We start from the raw sequence: 18,279 nt of genomic DNA, 5'->3' as shown, positions 1-18,279 counted from the left end.
GCGCTACTCAAATCCGTAGCGCCAGGGGCGATGTTTAACAGGGCGGGAACCGATCGACCATGGACCGGGGCCGCCGACGTGAGGCAGTGTTTGTGCCGGTCGAATTGGGCGCACCGCAGAGGCCGCGGCCAGCGCGATGGCGGGCAAGGCATAAGAGGACTTCTTTTTTGTAAAAAAGAAGCAAAAAACTTTCTGACTCGGGCGCATGGTCGTTTCGACCGGCACGGGCCCAGATTAGCGAAGTTTTTTTTGCTTCTCTTTTTGTTCACAAATAAAGAGAACCTTTCTTCTGAAAACCGATTACGGCCGGCTTAAGATGCCGCGCGGCCGAGATAGGCTTCCTGCATCTGGCCCGACGCGAGCAAACTGCCTGCGCTGTCCTGGTGGATGATGCGGCCGACTTCCAACACGTAGCCGCGGTCGGCCAGTTTCAGGGCGGCGCGGGCGTTTTGCTCGACGATCAGGATGGTGACGCCGGTATCGGCGATGCTGCGCAGGCTGCGGAAGATGCTCTGGATGATGATCGGGGCGAGGCCGAGGCTGGGTTCGTCGAGCAGCAGGAGTTTGGGTTTGGCGACCAGGGCGCGGCCGATCGCGAGCATCTGTTGTTCGCCGCCGGACAAGGTGCCAGCGAACTGGGCACGGCGCTCGGCGAGGCGGGGGAACATGGCGTAGATGGCCTCGACGCTCGCGGGAACCTCGCGGGGCGGGCGGGTGAAGCCGCCGAGTTTCAGGTTTTCCGCGACCGTGAGGGTGCCGAACACGCGGCGGCCTTCGGGCGATTGTGCGATGCCGAGGCGCACGATGCGGTCGGCATTGGTGCGGGTGATATCGGTGCCTTCGAATCCGATGGTGCCGCCGGTTTTGGGCAGCAGGCCCGAGATTGCGCGCATCAGCGTGGTCTTGCCGGCACCGTTCGCGCCGAGGATGGCGACCACCTCGCCCGCCGCGACGGTAAGGGAGACGCCTTTCAGCGCCTCGATCTGGCCGTAGGCGACCCGCAAATCCGCGATGACCAGCAGGCTCATGCCGCGGCTGCCTCGTCGTCTTCCCGGCCGAGATAGGCCTCGATCACCGCGGGATCGGCGCGGATCGAGACCGCGTTGCCTTCGGCGATCTTGCGGCCGAAATTGATCACCACGATGTGGTCGCTCACCTGCATCACCACATTCATGTCGTGCTCGACCAGCAGGATGGTGACACCGGTCTCGCGGATCATGAAGATCGTATCGTTGAGGGCGGCCGATTCCGCATCGTTCAGCCCGGCGGCGGGTTCGTCGAGAATGATTAGTTTTGGTTGCCCGGCCAGGGTGCGGGCGAGTTCGACGCGGCGCTGCACGCCATAAGGCAACGCGGTCGCCGGTGCATCCGCGACGCTTTCAAGGTCGAGGCGACGGAGGATGTCGTGTGTGCGTGCGGCGAGTTCGGCTTCCTCGCCGCGCTGCGCCGGCAGGGCCAGCAGGCCCTGCCACCAGCGCTGGCGCGCGGCGAGGTGGTAGCCGGCGCGGACGTTTTCGAACACGCTCATCTCAGTGAACAGGCGGATGGTCTGAAACGTCCGGCGCAGGCCGAGGGTGGCGATGCGGGCGGGTTTGGCGCCGGTGATGTCGTTGCCCTGCCAGCGGATCGCGCCGGCGCCAGGTTTGTAGACGCCGGTGATCATGTTGAAGACCGTCGTCTTGCCCGCGCCGTTGGGCCCGATCAACCCGACGATCTGCCCCTCATTGACGGTGAAGCTCAGATCATCCACGGCGCGCAGACCGCCGAAGCTGATGCCGACGCCGTCGAGTTCGAGCAGCGCGCTCATGCGGCGCTCCGTTTGCGCGGCAGCAGGCCCTGCGGGCGCAGCACCATCACCGCGATCATCGCGATGCCGAACACGAAGTAGCGGTATTCCGCGAGACTCCGGAAAATCTGCGGCACCACGAACATCAGCGCGGTGCCCAGCAGGACGCCGGGGATCGAACCCTGGCCGCCGACGATGACGATGGCGAACAGCGTGACCGATTCGGTGAACACGAAAGATGAGGGGCTGACGGTGGAGAGTTGCACCGCGAACAGGGTGCCGGCGAGGCCGGCGAGCGCGGCGCCGAGGGCGAAAGCCAGGGTTTTCACCTTCCGGGCATCGACGCCGAGCGTGCTGGCGGCGAGTTCGTCCTGCTTGAGATATCGCAGCGCGCGGCCGAATTCGCACGTATCGAGATTGCGCATGACCAGAAGCACCAGGCCGAGCAGCGCCCAGTCGAGCCAGAACATCGCGCTCTGGCTTTCGAGCTGCAACCCGAATAGCGAGGGCACGCCGATGCCGGTGATGCCGTCCGACCCGCCGGTGATGCCGCCGGGGTTGTTCTGCATCGCGAGGACGAAGATGGCGTTGAACCCGATGGTCGCGACCAGCAGATAATCGCCGCGCAGGCGGATCAGCGGGGCAGAGAGCAGCGCGCCCGCGGCGGCGGCGAGCAGCATGGCGAGCGGCAGGGTGAGCAGAATCGGCACGTTCAGCGTGGTGTTCAGAATGGCGGTGACATAGGCGCCGATGCCAAAATAGACCGCATGCCCCATGTCGAACATGCCGGCGCGGCCGAGAATGACATCCTCCGACAGCGCGGTGATGGCGTAGATCGCGAAAAATGCGGCGATCGAAACCCAGGAGCTATCGAGCGCGAAGGGCAGGGCGAGACCAGCGGCCCAGAGCAGTGCGCCGAGCTTGAGTCCGTCCAGCTTGAAGCGGCGCATCAGACCTTCTCCGCGACGCGCTCGCCGAGCAGACCGGTGGGACGCACCAGCAGGATCACGATCAGCAGGCCGAAGGTGATCGCGTCCTGCCAGGAGCTTGAGACGTACCCGGCAGCAAAGGCGTTGAACAAGCCGAGCAGCACGCCGCCCAGCATCGCACCCGGAATATTGCCGATGCCGCCGAGAATGGCCGCGATGAAGGCGTAGAGCCCGTAGGTCCAGCCCATCGTGAAATAGGCCTCGCGGTAATAGATACCGATGAACAGGCCGCCGATGGCCCCCAGCCCCGGGCCGATGATGAACACGCTGGTGATGACCCGGTTGACGTTGATGCCCATCAGCCGTGCCGCGTCCTGATCGATCGCGGCGGCGCGGATCGCCGTGCCGAAGCGGGTGTGGTTCACGAAGAGATAGAGAGCGGCCATCAGCACCAGCGAGGCGAGGATGATCATCACCTGGACGAAGCTGATGGTGGCGCCGGCGACGTGCCAGGTGGTGGCGGGCAGCAGGTTCGAGGGGAAGACATGCACCTGCGGGCCCCAGATCAGCATGATGCCGTTTTCGATCATCAGCGAGGCGCCGAGCGCGGAGACCACCGCGGCCAGACGATCGGCCTTGCGCAGCGGGCGGTAAGCGATTCGTTCGAGCAGCACACCGGCCCCCGCGATCGCGATGATCGAGACCACGAGGGCCAGCAACAGCAGGGCGGCGCCCGGATGGCCACCGCCGGCCGAACCGGTCAGCATGGTCAGGCCGACGAAGGCACCCAGGATGCACAGGTCACCATGGGCGAAGTTGATCAGCCGCATCACGCCGTAGACCATGGTGTAACCCAGTGCGATCAGCGCATAGATGCCGCCCACCGTCAGCCCGTTGACGATTTGCTGAACGAATGTGCCCACAGCGGGCCGCGCTCAGCCCGCGGTCGGCGCGGGATAGAGGATTTTATAGGTGCCGTCTTGCTGGACTTCGAACGCGACGAACGGGCTGCCGGTGCGCTCGCCCCTTGCGTTCCAGGCGAACGTGCCGGTGAGACCCTGGAACGATTTCATGCCGTGCAGATAGGTTTCGAGCGCGGCGGGTTTGACCGATTTGGTCGCGGCGATCGCCTGCATCACCGCGCGCATGCCGTCGGCGTTGGTCAGCGTGAATACTGAAGGCGGCAGCGCGCCATATTTGGCTTTGTACGCGGCGACGAACTGCTTGGCGACCGGGTACGGCAGATCGGCCGGTGCCGGCACGTTGATGATGATCGAACCGGCTGCCGCGGCACCCGCGATTTTCGCGAAGGCGACGTTCTGATTGGCATCGCCGCCGATGAACGTGGCTTTCATGCCGAGTTGGACCATCTGCGCACGGATCAGGCCGCCATCGGAATAATAGCCCGAGAAATACAGCGCGTCGGGTTGGAGCGCCTTGAGTTTGGTCAATACCGGCGAGAAATTCTGGGAGCCTGCGTTGATGAAGGATTTGTCGATGATCGTGCCGTGCGCGGCCTTGACGTCCGCGACCACGGCATCGGCCAGGCCGGTGGCGAAGCTCGAATGGTCGGTCAGGACCGCGATCTTCTTGTCGTGCCGCACATCCACCAGATAATGCGCGGTGAATTTCGCTTCCGCCGAATTGGGTGCCGCATTGCCGAACCAGGTCTTGTAGCCGTGCTTGAGCAATTCGTTGCTGGTGCCGTCGGAGGTCTGGATTACGTTCGCCCGGGCATAGATCGGCTCGGCGGCGAGCGCGGCACCGCTGGTGTATGAGCCGATGACGGCGACGACATGGTCGTTGACCAGTTGACGCGCGCAGATTGCCGCCTGCGCCGCCTCGCCCTGGTCGTCACAGGTGATCACCTTGATCGTGCGGCCGAGCAGCCCGCCCTTGGCATTCTGCTGCGCCGCAAGCAACTTCACCGCCCGCGCGATCCCCTGGCCTTCATCGGCATAGGTGCCGGTAATCGGTGCCTGGACCCCGATTTTGATCGGGGGCGCAGCGTGTGCCGCGCCGGAAGCCCCGAGCAGTACGACGGATATGCCGAGGCCGATTGTCGATGTTCTGAGCATTCGAAGTTCCCCTGTCTGGTGATCGCCGTTCGTTGCAGATGACCGCAATGTTACATCATGAAACGCCACCACGGACAACCGGACCCGTATTGTAGGGTCCGAATGATCAGCCGGCGGGATGGGCTCCATCGAGGGTCGGGGCTCATCCGACCCTATGCGCTGGGGTGTGCTGCTGACTGAGGAGGCCGCTCGTCTTGGCGCTGTCACATCGGCGGGACGACGCCATGGACGCCGATGGCGACGGCGTCGGCGGTGATCTTGCCGTCGGTTTCGCTGGCCTTGATGAAAACGTGGGCGCCGACCATGGCATCGGCTTTTGTGCCTGGCGCGAATTTGACGATCGGTGCGGTGGGGGGAACCAGGATGGTCTGCTCGCCGCCTTTGTAGGTGACGGTGAGGCGTTTGACGCCGTCACCCGATGTGGTGGCGGCGACGTTGCCATTGGTCATGGTGCTGGCGACCTTGCGGCCGGGCGCGCTGTTCGAGACCGCGGCGACGTTGCCGTTGGTCATGGTGCTCGCGGTCCTGGTACCGCCGGGCCGGGTGGTATCGGGCAGTTTATCCCACGCATAATGGCCTTCGCCGGTGCCGCGCATCGCGTTGGGAAAGATGACGACTTCGAGGGCGATCAGCTGCGAGCCGACGGTTTTGGTCGCGGTGCCGATGTAGGTGTTCTTGTCGATCATCCCGAGCGAGGATTTTTCGACTTTGAGGAAATGGGTGCCGCCGCCGATCATGACCGGCTGGGTCTTGCCGCCGTTGGTCTTGATGGTCAGCTTATCGGCGCTGATTGCGGTGATGGTGCCGCGCAGGCGCAGCGGCGCTGGTGCTGCCAGCGCGCTGAGCGAGGCAACCGAAACCGCTGCGGCGGCGGCGAGGCTGATGGTGACGAATCGCTTCATGATGGTTGCCTTTGCTGTGAGACATTACGTCTCCGTAGAGATGGTACGCTATCGCGACGACGAAAGGCCGGAAGGGCCGGTGATAATTTGGTAATGTGCGGTGCCCGGTTTGGGAACGGATTGGACAGGCGGTGGACAAAAACGACAGCGGGGCTGTACTTTGCCGGCAATGAACTGTCCTCCCGTCGGGGAGGACGCATGGCATGACAGGAACAGCCCCATGGAATATCGTCAACTCGGACGCTCGGGCCTCAAGGTGCCGGTGCTCAGCCTCGGCACCGCGACCTTTGGCGGCAGCAACGAATTCTTTCGCCGCTGGGGCGAGACCGATGTGGCGGAGGCGGCACGGATGGTTGACCTGTGCCTCGATGCCGGGGTGAATTTTTTCGATACCGCAGATGTCTATTCGCAAGGGATGTCCGAAGAGATTCTCGGCCAGGCGCTGAAGGGCAAGCGGAGCCGGGCCCTGATATCGTCGAAGGCGACGTTTCCGACCGGCGAGGGACCGAACGAGCGCGGATCATCGCGCTATCATCTGGTGCGGGCATGCGAGGCTAGCCTGAAGCGGCTCGGCACCGATCATATCGACCTGTATTTCATGCATGGGTTCGACGCCTTGGCACCGGTCGATGAGACGCTGCGGGCGCTGGACGATCTGATCGGTGCCGGCAAGATCCTGTATATCGGCGCGTCGAATTTTTCCGGCTGGCATCTGATGAAGTCGCTCGCGACCTCGGAGAAATACGGGCTGGCGCGGTATGTGGCCTACCAGGGGTATTATTCGCTGGTCGGCCGGCATTACGAATGGGAGCTGATGCCCCTCGGGCTCGATCAAGGGGTTGGTTTGATGGTGTGGAGCCCGCTGGGCTGGGGGCGGCTGACCGGCAAGATCCGCCGGGGGCAGCCGAACACCTCCGGCCGGATCGCGGCCGGTGGGGCGGAAGGCGGGCCGACCGTCGATGACGAATATTTATATACCGTGGTCGATGCGCTCGATATCGTCGCCGGGGATACCGGCAAATCGGTCGCGCAGGTGGCGCTGAACTGGCTGTTGCAGCGGCCGACCGTGGCCAATATTGTGATCGGAGCACGTACCGAGGCGCAGCTGACGCACAATCTGGACGTCGTCGGCTGGTCGCTCACGAGTGAACAGATCGCACTGCTGGATCAGGCGAGCCATCAGACGCCGATTTATCCGTACTGGCACCAGATGGGGTTCGATGATCGGAACCCGAAGCCAACGGCCTGGTAGTTGGCGGTAGAACCCCCTGGGCGTCTTCCTTGAGGCCCACCCCTGTCAGTTGGCGATGCAGCGCTTCGTGTATCAGCCAGGCGAGGGTGTCCGCCGCGGCATCGTGCGCGAGGCCGCCTGTGGTGTGGATGTTGGAGATGCAGTTGCGCGCGCAATCGCGGCAGCCGCGTCTCGGGGCGTAGGTGAGGTAGATGCCGAGGCTTTCGGCGACGCTGAGGCCGGGGCGTTCGCCGATCAGGATGGCACAGAGCCTGGCGTTGAGGGCTTCGCCGATGTCATCGCCGATGGCGACGCGGGCCTGGGTGGCGATGACGATGGGGGCGATGCGCAGGTTTGCCAGACGGCGGCGCACGGCGTTGAGTGTGGGGATGGCGTGGGCGGCGACAGCGGTGGCGGAGAGGCCATCGGCGATAACGAAGACCGCGTCGTAGTCGCCCGGGATCAGCAGGGGCCGGCAATCGGGGTGCAGGCGGCGGCCGAGGTCGGGGCGGCGGAGATATTGTTCGCGGCTGGTGGCTTCGCTGCGGACCACGATGACCGGCGGTTCGAGCGCTGCGCGCAGGGTTTCGACATCGAGACGAGCGTGCACCGCATCGCGCGCCTTGGCGTGCGCGAGTTGGAAATCGAGCACGTCGCGGATCGGCATCGCATCGCCGATGCGGCCGAGGCCGATGCGCGCATTTGTGGTGGCGCGGAGTTTGGACCAGGGGTCGTTCGTTTGGTTGGCGACGAAATCGGGCTCAGGCGGCATCGGCGCCGATCAGGCGTTGGACGAACTGGCGTTCGGGTAGTTTGATGCGGCCTTGGCGGTCGGTCATGCCCATGGTGTCGAGCCAGGCTTCGAATTCGGGGGCGGCGCGGACTCCGAAGGTAGAGCGCAGGTAGAGCAGGTCGTGGTAGGACAGGCTCTGGTAGTTCAGCATGACGTCGTCCGCACCGGGGACGGTGATGACGAAGGTGACGCCGGCGGTGGCGAGCAGGGTCATCAGCGTGTCCATATCGTCCTGATCGGCTTCGGCGTGGTTGGTGTAGCAGACGTCGCACCCCATCGGCACGCCGAGCAGCTTGCCGCAGAAATGATCTTCGAGGCCGGCGCGGATGATCTGTTTACCGTCGTAGAGATACTCGGGGCCGATGAAGCCGACCACGGTGTTGACCAGCAGGGGTTTGAAATGGCGGGCGACGGCGTAGGCGCGCGCTTCGATGGTCTGCTGGTCGATGCCGAAATGCGCATCGGCCGAGAGCGCCGCACCCTGGCCGGTTTCGAAATACATGACGTTGTCGCCGATCGTGCCGCGAGCGAGCGACAGAGCGGCGTCCTGCGCTTCGGCGAGGATGGGGAGGCTGACGCCAAAGCCGGCGTTGGCGGCCTCTGACCCCGCGATGGATTGGAACACCAGATCGACCGCGCCGCGCCGGTTCATGATTTCGATGGCGTTGGTGACATGGGTGAGCACGCAGGTCTGCGTGGGGATATCGTAGCGCTGGCGCAGCGTGTCGAGCATGTCGAGCAGGGCGAGGCAGTTGGGCACGTTGTCGGTCGCGGGGTTGACGCCGATCACGGCATCGCCGGTGCCGTAGAGCAGGCCATCGAGCGTGGCGGCGGCGATGCCCCGCAGATCATCGGTCGGGTGGTTGGGTTGCAGCCGGGTGGAGAGGTGGCCTGGCAGGCCGATGGTGTTGCGAAAGCGGGTGACGACGCTGCATTTGCGCGCGACCGCGATGAGGTCCTGGTTACGCATCAGCTTGGAGACGCCGGCCACCATTTCGGGCGTCAGGCCGGGGGCGAGCGCCTGGAGCGCTTGGGTATCGGCCTCGTAGGAGAGCAGCCAGTCGCGCAATCCGCCCACCGTGAGATGAGCGATTGGGGCGAAGGCAGCGGCATCGTGCGTGTCGATGATGAGGCGGGTGACGTCGTCGCTCTCATAGGGGATGAGCGCTTCGCTGAGGAAGGTTTTCAGCGGTACATCGGCGAGAACAGTGCGGGCGGCGACACGCTGGGCATCGGATGTGGCGGCGAGGCCGGCCAGTTCATCGCCGGAACGGCGGGGTGAGGCACAGGCGAGAACCTGTTTCAGCGTCTCGAACCGGAAGGTCTCGCCGCTCAGGATGGCGGAATAGCGGGGCATACGGGAGTATAGGGGGAAAAAGAGCAGGGAAGCACTTCTTTTTTGTGAACAAAAAAGAAGCAAAAAAACTTTGTTGATTTGGGCCCGTGCCGGTTCCAACGCCCGTGCCCCAGGGTCAAAAAGTTTTTTGCTTCTTTTTTCCAAAAAAGAAGTCCTTCCCTTCCCTTTCCCCCACCGTACTCCCCCGCACCTCAAGACTCATACTCGTCTTATCGATCGTAGCCGGGCACGCCTCACCGCGCCGCAGCGCCTCGATCGCGGTGCGCAGGATAGCACCGGCGCGTTGGCCGATCTGGGCGGCTTCGACGGCGATGGTGGTGATAGCGGGGTGGCTGCAGCGGGCGATTTCGAAATCGCCGAAGCCGCCGATCGCGATGGTTTGCGGCACGGCGATGCCCCGGCGCAGGCATTCGCTGATCGCGCCGAAGGCGATCGGGTCGCTGGCGCAGACCAGGCCGTCGATATCGGGCCAGCGGGCGATGGTGCGGGCGAGGCCGGCGGCGCCGTGGTGCATCGAGAGCGGCGGCAGGCCGTAGCGCAGCGTGCGGGGTGGGCCGAGCCCAAGGCGGACGAGGGCTTCGAGGTAGCCGTGTTTGCGGGCTTCGCCGCGGGGGTCACGCGGCGAGGCGCCGCCGAGGAAGGCGATACGCCGGCGGCCGATGGCGGCGAGGTGTTCGGTCATCATGGCGCCGGCGGCGCGGTTGGAGAAGCCGACGACATGGCCGATCGGGGTGGCCGGCAGGTCCCAGGTTTCGACCACGGGAATTCCGGAGCGGGCCAGGCGATCGGCGACGCGGCTGGTGTGGACGCCGCCGGTCAGCACGATGCCTTCGGGGCGATGGCGCATCATGGTCTGCAGCAATTCGTCCTCGCGTCCGATGCGGTATTCGGTGGTGCCGAGCAGCAGGTCGAGCCCGGCTGCGCGCAGTTCGGCTTCGAGACCGCGCACGGTTTCGGCGAAATTGGCGTTGTCGATCGAGGGCACGATGACGGCGACGAAGCCGGAGCGGCGGCTGGCGAGCGCACCGGCGGCGGCGTGGGGCACGTAGTGCAACCGGTCGATTTCGGCGAAGATGCGCGCCTTCGTTTCGGGCGCGATGCGGTCGCCGCGCAGGGCGCGCGAGACGGTCATTTTCGAGACGTTCGCGGCCCTGGCGACGTCGTGCATGGTGGGTGGGCTGCGCGTTGGGGTGGGTGTTGGCGGTTTGGTCATGGCGGCGGTTTCAGAAGGTGAGCTGGACTTTCATGGCGCGGGTTTTATCGGCGGCGAGGGCGAAGGCCTCGGCCGCCTGATCGACCGGGAAGGTGGCGCTGAGCATGGGGGCGACATCGATCGCGCCGGTGCCGAGCAGCGTGACGGCGTGGGCGAATTCATCGGTGAAGCGGAAGGTGCCGAGCAGGTCGATCTCCTTGGTGACCAGAACCATCGAGGCGACCGGCAGATCGCCGCCGAGGCCGACCTGGACGATGCGGCCGCGCGGGCGGACCACCGACATCAGGGCCGGCAGTGCGCTTGGGGCGCCGGAGGCTTCGAAGCCGATGTCGAAATGGCCGCGATCGGCGGTGAATCGATCGAGCGCCTCGGGGGTGATGGCTTGGTCCGCACCGAGGCTGCGGGCGAGGGCGAGGGGTTCGGCGGCAATGTCGGACGCGACGATTTCACAGGCACCGGCATGGCGGGCGGCGAGCAGGATGAGCATGCCGATCGGGCCCATGCCGGTGATGACGACGCGATCGCCCGGGCGGAGTGCGGCGCGGGTGAGCGCGTGCAGGGCGACGGCGAGCGGTTCGGCGAAGACGGCGATCGATGGATCGAGCCCGTGCGGCAGTTTGACGAGCTGTCTGGCCTCGACCGTGACTTCGGTGCTGAACGCGCCCTGGACATGCGGGCGGCGCATCGCGCTGCCGAAGAAGCGCATGTCGAGGCAATGGTTGCTCATGCCATCAGTGCAGAACCGGCAGACGCCGCAGGGCAGCGCTGGGTTGATCGCCACCGCATCGCCCACCGCGAGGTCCGTGACGCCGGAGCCGAGGCCAGCAATGGTGCCGACGACTTCGTGGCCGAGCACCATGGGTTCGGCGAGGCGGACCGGGCCGAAGCCGCCGTGGCGGACATAGTGCAGGTCCGAGCCGCAGATGCCGCCACGATCGATCCGCACGCGCGCCTGGCCGGCGCCGGGCGGCGGGGCGGTGCGCGGCTCGACGCGGAGTTCGCCGGCGCGATGGATCACGATTGCGGGCATGGAAAATTCCTCCTTGAGACGCCGGGCGGCTTTGTGTTACGAGGGTTGTGTTAGCGGTAACATGCTCCGGAATTGTCGCGACGGCAACGCGGGTTATGGTACGGCTGACGCGTTTGATACGAAACCATAAAAATAGCGCCCGCCGGCCGAATGGTCAGGACCGGGCGCAGGGCAGGATGATGACGAACCAGGCGTTTGACCTCAGCGGGAAACGTGCCTTGATCACCGGCGGCAGCCGCGGCATCGGGCTGGCGATTGCGGCTGCACTCGCGCAGGCGGGTGCCGCCGTGGTGCTGAATGCGCGCGATGGCGCCGCACTCGAACAGGCGGCGGCCGGCTTGCGCGCGGCGGGGCACGACGTGGCGAGCCAGGCGTTCGACGTGATGGACCCGGCCAGCGTGGAGCGCGGGGTTGCGGCGATCGAGGCGGATGGTGCCATCGATATCCTGATCAACAATGCCGGGATGCAGCACCGGATGGCGGCGGAGGATTTCGCCGAGGCGGATTTCGACCGGCTGATGGCGATCAATGTGAAGGGCGCGTTTTTTGTCGCCCAGGCGGTCGGGCGGCGGATGATCGCGCGGCGGCGCGGCAAGATTATTAATATCGCGTCGGTGCAAAGCGAGTTGGGCCGCGCCTCGATCACGCCCTATGCGATGTCGAAAGGGGCGGTGCGGCAATTGACGCGCGGGCTGTGCGCGGAGTGGGCGCGGCATAATATTCAGGTCAATGCGATCGCGCCGGGGTATTTCCGCACCGAGCTGACGGCGGCTTTGGTGGCCGATCCCGCGTTCACCGCCTGGCTGGTCGCCCGCACGCCGGCCGGGCGGTGGGGCGAGGTGGCGGAGCTGGGCGGTACCGCGGTGTTTCTGGCCTCCGCCGCCGCCGATTTCGTCAATGGCCAGACCATCTTCGTCGATGGCGGGCTGACGAGCGTGGTATGAGCGCTGCCCAGACGCCGCCGCTGCTGGAGATGCGCGGCATCGGCAAATCGTTCGGCGGCACGCGGGCGCTGGACCGGGTGGATTTCACCGTCGGGCATGGCGAGATCGTGGCTCTGCTGGGCGAGAACGGTGCGGGCAAATCGACCCTGATCAAGATTCTGGCCGGGATTCACCGGATGGATGAGGGCAGTATCGGGTTTCAAGGGCGGGAGATCACGGGGTCGCCCGGGTTGCTGCCGATCCGCTTCATTCACCAGGATCTGGGCCTGTTCGACTGGATGACGATCAGTGAGAATTTCGGGCTGACGCTGGGGTTTTTGCGACGGATCGGGCTGATCGACCGGGCGGCGAACCGCGCGCGCACGGTGGCGGCACTGGCCGCACTCGGGCTCGATCGGCATCCGGACACGCGTATCCGCGATCTTGGCCGGGCGGAGCGCGCACTGGTGGCGATTGCCCGCGCGCTGGCGGCGAACGGCGAGGTGCTGGTGCTCGATGAGCCGACCGCGAGCCTGCCGGCTTCGGAAGTGGCGCGGCTGTTCGATGCGCTGCGGCAGTTGCGGGCGCGCGGAGTGGGGATTGTGTATGTGTCGCACCGGCTGGACGAGGTGTTCGAACTGGCGGACCGGGTGGTGGTGCTGCGCGATGGCAGGCTGGCCGGCGCCGGGCCGGTGGCGGGGCTGACGGCGGACCGGCTGATTTCGATGATCGTCGGGCAGGGGTTCGCGCGGCACCGGCGTACCGATTGCGCAGCCGGCACCGCGGTGCGGCTCGCGTGCTGGTCGGTCGTGATCGAGACGGCGGCGCCGCTCGATGCGGCGTTCCGGGCGGGCGAGATCGTGGGCCTGGCCGGGCTGGTCGGCGCCGGGCAGGAACGGCTGGGGCGCGCGCTATTCGGCCGGGCGGTGGTGCATGAGGGCGCGATCACGCTCGATGGCGCGGCCTATGCGCCGCGCGATCCGCGCCATGCGATGGCGCGGGGGATCGGGTTCGTCGCCGGCGACCGGACCGGGGAATCGACCGCGGCGCGGCTGAGCATCGCGGAGAATGCGTTTCTGAACCCGTATGCGCATGGCATGGGCGCGCTGGATTACATCACACCGCGCCGCGTGCATCGGCGCGCACACGCGCTTGGGCGCCGGGTCGGGCTGCGGCCGAACCAGCCTTGGCTGCTGCTCGAACAATTATCGGGCGGCAATCAGCAAAAAGTTGTGGTGGGGCGCTGGCTCGACCAGGGGGCAAAGCTGCTGGTGGTGGAGGACCCGACTTCGGGCGTCGATGTCGGCGCGCGGGCCGAGATTTACCGGCTGTTCGCCGAGGCGGCGGCGGCGGGGGCAACGATTTTGGTGGTGTCGTCGGATTTCGAGGAAATCGCGCAGATCTGCGACCGCGCGCTGGTGTTCGACCGGGGCGCGGTGGTCGCCGAACTGGCGGGTGAAGGGCTCACCATCGACCGGTTGATCGCGGCGGCATCGGCCGGGGTGTTTTCACGGCGACATGAAGGGAGTGCGCATGGAATCGCTCAAATCTGACGCGCTGGAGCCGAGCGGGGCCGAGCGCGAGAGCATGGGGCGCGGCGAGCTGGTGCGCCGCGGGCTCACCACCTACGGGCTGCCGATCATCACGCTGTTCCTGATCGCGCTGTTCTCGATCCTGCTGCCGGATACGTTTCCGACCGCGGACAACATGCGCGCGGTGTTCGTGGTGAAATCGGTCGTGGCGTTGCTGGCGCTGGCGGCGCTGCTGCCGATGATCGCGGGGCGGATCGATCTGACGGTGGGGTACGGCATCGTGCTGTGGTCGATCATCGCGATCAGCCTGCAGGTGCAATATCACTGGCCCTGGCCGCTTGCGGTCCTCGCCGTACTCGTGCTGGGCGGCTTGTTCGGGTTGATGAACGGCCTGCTGGTCGAGATCGCGCAGATCGACAGTTTCATTGCCACCTTGGGCACCGGCACGATCATTTTCGCTTTGGCGGAATGGTATACTGGTGGCGAACAGATGGTCGGCACGCTATCGGCCGGGTTCACCGCGATCAACGACGGGCGGTTGCTCGGGGTGATCCCCTTGCCGGTGGTCTATGTGCTGGTGATCGCCTTCGTGCTGTGGCTGGTGACCGAGCGGATGCCGCTCGGCCGCGTGCTCTATGCGATCGGTGCTAACCGGCGCGCCGCCGAACTCAACGGCATTGCAGTGCGGACCCATGTGGTCGGGGTATTCATCGCCTCCGGCGTGCTGACCGCGTTCGCCTCGGTCGTGCTGGCGGCGCAATTGCGGATCGGTACGACCAGCCTGGGGCTGAGCTATCTGCTGCCGGCACTGGTCGGCGCCTTCCTCGGCTCGACCACGATCAAGCCGGGGCGGGTCAATGTCTGGGGCACGGTTGCCGCCGAGGTGCTGCTGGCGGTCGGGATTTCCGGGATCGAGCAGCTGGGCGGGGCGTTTTTCGTGTCGGATTTGTTCAACGGCATCACGCTGGTGCTCTCGATCGGCCTGGCCGGTTTCGCGCAGCGCCGCCGCGCGGTTCATCTGAAGGCGGTGCGGCCGGCATTGGTGCCGGCACCGGCTGCCTCGGCAACAGGGGGGGATTTATGAAACCAGGAATGATCATCGCCATCGCGGCGGCATCGGCCGGATTGTCCGGGCGGGCGCTGGCCGATACCACCGTCGCGGCGGCAAAGGCGTTCGTCGCGGCGGCGACTAGCAAGACGATACCCTACACTGGCCCGACCACCGGGCCGAAGGCGGTGCCGGGCAAGTTCATTGTCTATGTATCGACCGATCAGTCGAACGGCGGCGCACGCGGTGTGGCCAAGGGCGTGGCGGCGGCGGCCAGGGCGATCGGCTGGCGGTTCCGCTTGATTGACGGTAAGGGCACGGCGGCTGGGCAGAACGCCGCGTTGTCTTCGGCGATCGCGCTCAAGCCGGCGGGCATCGTGCTGGGCGGGGTGGATGCGGTCCAATCCGCGCCGTTCATCGAGCAGGCCGACAAGGCGGGCATCAAGGTGGTAGGCTGGAATGCGTCGCCGCGTCCCGGTCCGATTGCTTCGCCCGGCGTGATCTATAATGTCACGCAGAACTCGCTGGACGTCGCGAAGGCGGCAGCGCTGTACGCCATTGCGAAGTCGGATGGACACGCGAATGTGGTGATCTTCACCACCAGCGAGTATGCGATCGCGATGGCCAAATCGGCCGAGATGGCCAAGACCATCAAGCAATGCGTGGGGTGCAAGGTGCTCGCGATCGAGAACGTGCCACTGGGCGCGACTGCGACGCGAATGCCGCAGGTGACGGCAGCGCTGCTGTCGAAATTCGGCAAGAGCTGGAATTATTCGCTGGCGATCAATGATCTGTATTACGATTATATGGCGCCTGGATTGGCCGCGTCCGGGCGGAAGGGTGATGGGCCGCCGTATAACGTGTCGGCGGGCGATGGTTCTGAATCGGCGTTTCAGCGAATTCGCTCGAAACAATTCCAGACCGCGACGGTGGCGGCGCCGTTGGAGTTGGAAGGGTGGCAATGTGTCGATGAGCTGAACCGCGCTTTCGCTGGGCAAAAGGCGGTGAGCGAGCCCGATCCGGTGCATCTGTTCACGCCCGACAACATCGATGAGGACGGCGGCAATGCCAATGTGTTCAATCCCTCGAACGGCTACAAGGCGGTGTTTCTAAAGATTTGGGGCAAATCGGCTTGACGAGACGGCCAGGACGCGCGGCTCAGGCGAGCGTGTCCTGGAGCGCCGTCAGGACCGCGAGCAGGTCGATCGGGTGGGCCGAGGTGATCTCGAGGTCGCGGTCCTCGAAGGGATCGATGCCGGGATGGTCGCTTTGCCAGGCGGCGATCGCGGCGTCGCGCGCGGTCAGCAGATCGGCGATTTCGGTCGCGAACAGTGCGAACAGCGCATTGATGCACCGGCTCGCCGGTGCGCCATCGCTGACCTGATAGGCGCGCGCGTAACCGATCGCCTGCGACGCCGGGATGAAATCATCGTCGGTGACCCAGCGATTAGTGGTGAACAGGGCGGTCGGGCGGCCGCAGCGGTCGAGCGCGATTGCGATCAGGTGATGGATCGGCGCATCCTCGGCCCGCCCGGCCGGACGAATGAAGGTGTGGATATGGCCGATTTCCGCCCAACTCGGGCCAAGTGCGCGCGCTTCGCCTGGGGCGTGGGCGTGGAAGTAATATTGCGCGCCGCTGACCGGATCGTGGACATCGCCGGGCGGATGATGTTCGAAGGCCATAAACGGCGCGCCGGCCAGCAGTTCGGCGACCAGGTTGGAGCCGCGATCCTCGATCGATCGAAGGGCGGCGACCAATCCAGCGGCGGCCGCCAGCCGGGCAGGATTGGCGGCCGGCACGGCCGGGTTTATTTGCCGGCGCAGGCGCCCGATTTCATTTTTTTGTTGGTCATCGCGGCATGGCCGGGCTTGGCGCTGGATTTTGCGCCCATCTTGCCGCCGGCGCAGGGGTTCGCAGACGTTGCAGCCTGGGCGGGTGCCGCGCTCACAAGACCGGCGATGGCTACGGCCGAACCGAGTGCGAGGGCTGTGCGTGTGATCGGGTTGGGCGCGGTTGGGTTTTTCATAGTGGTTCCTTCCAAGGTGCTACGGACGGGCCGACGGATGTGATCGGGCTGTGCCTATCAGCCTGATATACGCGGTGTCGCGGGTTTTGGTTACCGTTCGTGCCGGGGATTTTTTCGGGGCGCGGGTCTGGCTGGCCATGGACAGCGGCGGGGCGGCATTGGATGATCGGGATCGCTTCTGACGGAGGATGGATGGCGGAGGAAGACGCCAATTGGCGCATCTGGCTGGCGGCGGCGCAGGCGGGCGACCGGCGGGCTTATGGGGCGTTGCTGGCCGCCGCACTGCCATGGCTGCGGGCGCGGGCGCGCGGGCGATGGCCGACGGCCACGCTGTCGGATATCGAGGATATCGTGCAGGAGACGCTGCTGGCGTTGCACCGCAGCCTTGCCTTGTACCAGCCGTGCCGGCCGGTAGCACCGTTCCTATTCGGCATCATGAAACTGCGCGGAGCCGAAGTACGCCGCCAGCGCCATCGTCACGCGGCGCGTGAGACGATCCTGGACGATGTGCCGGCAACCTCGGAGGCGTTGCGGATGAATCCGGACCAGGATGCGGCGGTGGATCAGGCGGCGATGCAGGCGGCGATCGGGCGATTATCCCTACGCGATCAGGAGATTCTCGATATGCTTAAATTGCGGGAACTGAGTTTGCTTGAAGCTGCCGCGGTTTCCGGGCTGACCGTGACCGCGTTGAAGGTCGGTACGTTCCGGGCGATCCGGCGGCTGCGGCATGCCATGGGGGTCGAGGATGTCGAATGAACGTCTGATCACGGCGCTGGCCGATGAACTGAGCCCGGTGTACCGCGCGCCGGCGCCCGCGCGCTTGACGATGTGGTGGCTGGCCGTGACGGTGCCGATACTGGCGCTGGTGACACTGATGATGGGGCCGCGTCCCGACGTACTGTCGTTGCTGCTGCGGCCCGACTTTGCGCTCGACGAGGCGCTGGCGGTGCTGACCGGGGTTGCCGCCGCCTATGCTGCGTTCTGTGCCGGCCGACCTGATCAGCCGGGCTGGAAACTTCTGCTGCCGGTGGGGGCGATGGCGCTTTGGTTGGGTGTGCTGGGCCGGCAATGCATGTCGCTATCGGTCAGTACGCAGGGCGGTGCGCTGAGACTGCATGTCGATGTGATGTGCGTTCCGGCAATCGCTGTGGCGGGCATTGCGCCTGCGGTTGCGATGGTGGTGCTGCTGCGGCACAGCCCGATGTTCCGCACTGCGCACGCATGTCTGTGCGCGGCGCTCGCCGCAGCGGCGCTGGCAGAGTGCGCGCTGCGACTGTTTCATCGGGCGGACAGTTTCGCGACGATGTTGGTCTGGCAGATGGGCAGCGTCGCCCTGTTCACCCTAGCGGGCAGCCTCGTTGGGCGGGCAATTATCGGGCGGGCGCAACCGAACGGCCTCGCTTCGCACGTCGAATCCTGACGTGTTG

General features: G+C 65.7%; 19 protein-coding genes. 7 read left to right on the top strand and 12 right to left on the bottom strand.

Features of this window, described 5'->3' with window-relative positions; translation table 11 throughout:
- Nucleotides 1-311: 311 nt before the first annotated feature.
- The 6 genes from AruPA_RS08605 to AruPA_RS08580 form a co-directional block, all read right to left on the bottom strand.
- The gene (locus AruPA_RS08605) at nt 312-1,028 is read right to left on the bottom strand and encodes an ABC transporter ATP-binding protein (protein WP_265636248.1); all 717 of its coding nucleotides are present in this window, start codon (nt 1,026-1,028) and stop codon (nt 312-314) included.
- The gene (locus AruPA_RS08600) at nt 1,025-1,807 is read right to left on the bottom strand and encodes an ABC transporter ATP-binding protein (protein WP_265636247.1); all 783 of its coding nucleotides are present in this window, start codon (nt 1,805-1,807) and stop codon (nt 1,025-1,027) included. The genes AruPA_RS08605 and AruPA_RS08600 overlap by 4 nt, the downstream gene beginning before the upstream one ends.
- A complete protein-coding gene (locus AruPA_RS08595; RefSeq protein WP_265636246.1) occupies nt 1,804-2,736 on the bottom strand; it encodes a branched-chain amino acid ABC transporter permease in 933 nt (310 codons plus the stop codon). Before AruPA_RS08595 ends, AruPA_RS08600 begins: the two co-directional genes overlap by 4 nt.
- On the bottom strand, nt 2,736-3,638 hold the full coding sequence (locus AruPA_RS08590) for a branched-chain amino acid ABC transporter permease (protein WP_265636245.1): 903 nt from the start codon (nt 3,636-3,638) through the stop codon (nt 2,736-2,738). Before AruPA_RS08590 ends, AruPA_RS08595 begins: the two co-directional genes overlap by 1 nt.
- Nucleotides 3,639-3,650: 12 nt before the next feature.
- Complete coding sequence (locus tag AruPA_RS08585) at nt 3,651-4,793, bottom strand: branched-chain amino acid ABC transporter substrate-binding protein (protein ID WP_265636244.1); 1,143 nt, start codon at nt 4,791-4,793, stop codon at nt 3,651-3,653.
- A 203-nt stretch (nt 4,794-4,996) separates the two neighbouring features.
- Nucleotides 4,997-5,695, bottom strand: coding sequence for a hypothetical protein (locus AruPA_RS08580; RefSeq protein WP_265636243.1), 699 nt, complete (start codon nt 5,693-5,695; stop codon nt 4,997-4,999).
- A gap of 220 nt (nt 5,696-5,915) precedes the next feature.
- On the opposite strand from AruPA_RS08580, the gene AruPA_RS08575 reads away from it, so the two are divergent.
- A complete protein-coding gene (locus tag AruPA_RS08575; protein ID WP_265636242.1) occupies nt 5,916-6,947 on the top strand; it encodes an aldo/keto reductase in 1,032 nt (343 codons plus the stop codon).
- On the opposite strand, the gene eutC is transcribed toward AruPA_RS08575, so the two are convergent.
- From eutC to AruPA_RS08555, 4 genes are all read right to left on the bottom strand, one after another.
- Nucleotides 6,835-7,698, bottom strand: coding sequence for an ethanolamine ammonia-lyase subunit EutC (gene eutC / locus AruPA_RS08570; protein ID WP_265636241.1), 864 nt, complete (start codon nt 7,696-7,698; stop codon nt 6,835-6,837). The two genes, AruPA_RS08575 and eutC, sit on opposite strands and share 113 nt — an antisense overlap.
- Nucleotides 7,688-9,076 carry an ethanolamine ammonia-lyase subunit EutB gene (locus tag AruPA_RS08565; protein WP_265636240.1) on the bottom strand — a complete coding sequence of 463 codons (1,389 nt, stop codon included), beginning with the start codon at nt 9,074-9,076 and terminating at the stop codon, nt 7,688-7,690. Before AruPA_RS08565 ends, eutC begins: the two co-directional genes overlap by 11 nt.
- Before the next feature lie 115 nt (nt 9,077-9,191).
- Complete coding sequence (locus AruPA_RS08560; protein WP_265636239.1) at nt 9,192-10,289, bottom strand: LacI family DNA-binding transcriptional regulator; 1,098 nt, start codon at nt 10,287-10,289, stop codon at nt 9,192-9,194.
- 10 nt (nt 10,290-10,299) lie between these two features.
- On the bottom strand, nt 10,300-11,319 hold the full coding sequence (locus AruPA_RS08555; protein ID WP_265636238.1) for an L-idonate 5-dehydrogenase: 1,020 nt from the start codon (nt 11,317-11,319) through the stop codon (nt 10,300-10,302).
- Between the two features lie 176 nt (nt 11,320-11,495).
- Here AruPA_RS08555 and AruPA_RS08550 point away from each other — a divergent pair, with 176 nt between their 5' ends.
- Genes AruPA_RS08550 through AruPA_RS08535 form a run of 4 tightly spaced genes read left to right on the top strand, consistent with a single transcriptional unit; the run spans nt 11,496 to nt 15,958 of the window.
- Nucleotides 11,496-12,263 carry a glucose 1-dehydrogenase gene (locus AruPA_RS08550; RefSeq protein ID WP_265636237.1) on the top strand — a complete coding sequence of 256 codons (768 nt, stop codon included), beginning with the start codon at nt 11,496-11,498 and terminating at the stop codon, nt 12,261-12,263.
- Nucleotides 12,260-13,795 (top strand): sugar ABC transporter ATP-binding protein, encoded by a 1,536-nt coding sequence (locus AruPA_RS08545; protein ID WP_265636236.1) that lies wholly within the window; start codon nt 12,260-12,262, stop codon nt 13,793-13,795. Before AruPA_RS08550 ends, AruPA_RS08545 begins: the two co-directional genes overlap by 4 nt.
- Nucleotides 13,776-14,858, top strand: coding sequence for an ABC transporter permease (locus AruPA_RS08540; protein WP_265636235.1), 1,083 nt, complete (start codon nt 13,776-13,778; stop codon nt 14,856-14,858). Before AruPA_RS08545 ends, AruPA_RS08540 begins: the two co-directional genes overlap by 20 nt.
- An 8-nt stretch (nt 14,859-14,866) precedes the next feature.
- Nucleotides 14,867-15,958, top strand: a complete 1,092-nt coding sequence (locus AruPA_RS08535) for a substrate-binding domain-containing protein (protein ID WP_265636234.1) — start codon at nt 14,867-14,869, stop codon at nt 15,956-15,958.
- 22 nt (nt 15,959-15,980) lie between these two features.
- On the opposite strand, the gene AruPA_RS08530 is transcribed toward AruPA_RS08535, so the two are convergent.
- Both AruPA_RS08530 and AruPA_RS08525 read right to left on the bottom strand, forming a co-directional pair.
- Nucleotides 15,981-16,622: a DUF6969 family protein gene (locus tag AruPA_RS08530; RefSeq protein ID WP_265636233.1), complete on the bottom strand. Its 642-nt coding sequence runs from the start codon at nt 16,620-16,622 to the stop codon at nt 15,981-15,983.
- Nucleotides 16,623-16,630: 8 nt separating this feature from the next.
- Entirely contained in the window at nt 16,631-16,849 is a 219-nt protein-coding gene (locus AruPA_RS08525) for a hypothetical protein (protein ID WP_265636232.1), read from the bottom strand.
- 192 nt (nt 16,850-17,041) lie between these two features.
- Between AruPA_RS08525 and AruPA_RS08520 the strand changes: the two genes are divergently transcribed.
- Together AruPA_RS08520 and AruPA_RS08515 are read left to right on the top strand one after the other, a co-directional pair.
- Entirely contained in the window at nt 17,042-17,608 is a 567-nt protein-coding gene (locus AruPA_RS08520) for an RNA polymerase sigma factor (RefSeq protein WP_265636230.1), read from the top strand.
- Complete coding sequence (locus tag AruPA_RS08515) at nt 17,598-18,272, top strand: NrsF family protein (protein WP_265636229.1); 675 nt, start codon at nt 17,598-17,600, stop codon at nt 18,270-18,272. Before AruPA_RS08520 ends, AruPA_RS08515 begins: the two co-directional genes overlap by 11 nt.
- Nucleotides 18,273-18,279: the final 7 nt, after the last annotated feature.

The sequence above is a fragment of the Acidiphilium sp. PA genome (genome assembly GCF_026191915.1).
Classification (GTDB): domain Bacteria; phylum Pseudomonadota; class Alphaproteobacteria; order Acetobacterales; family Acetobacteraceae; genus Acidiphilium.
This window is presented reverse-complemented; position numbering and strand designations above follow the sequence as displayed.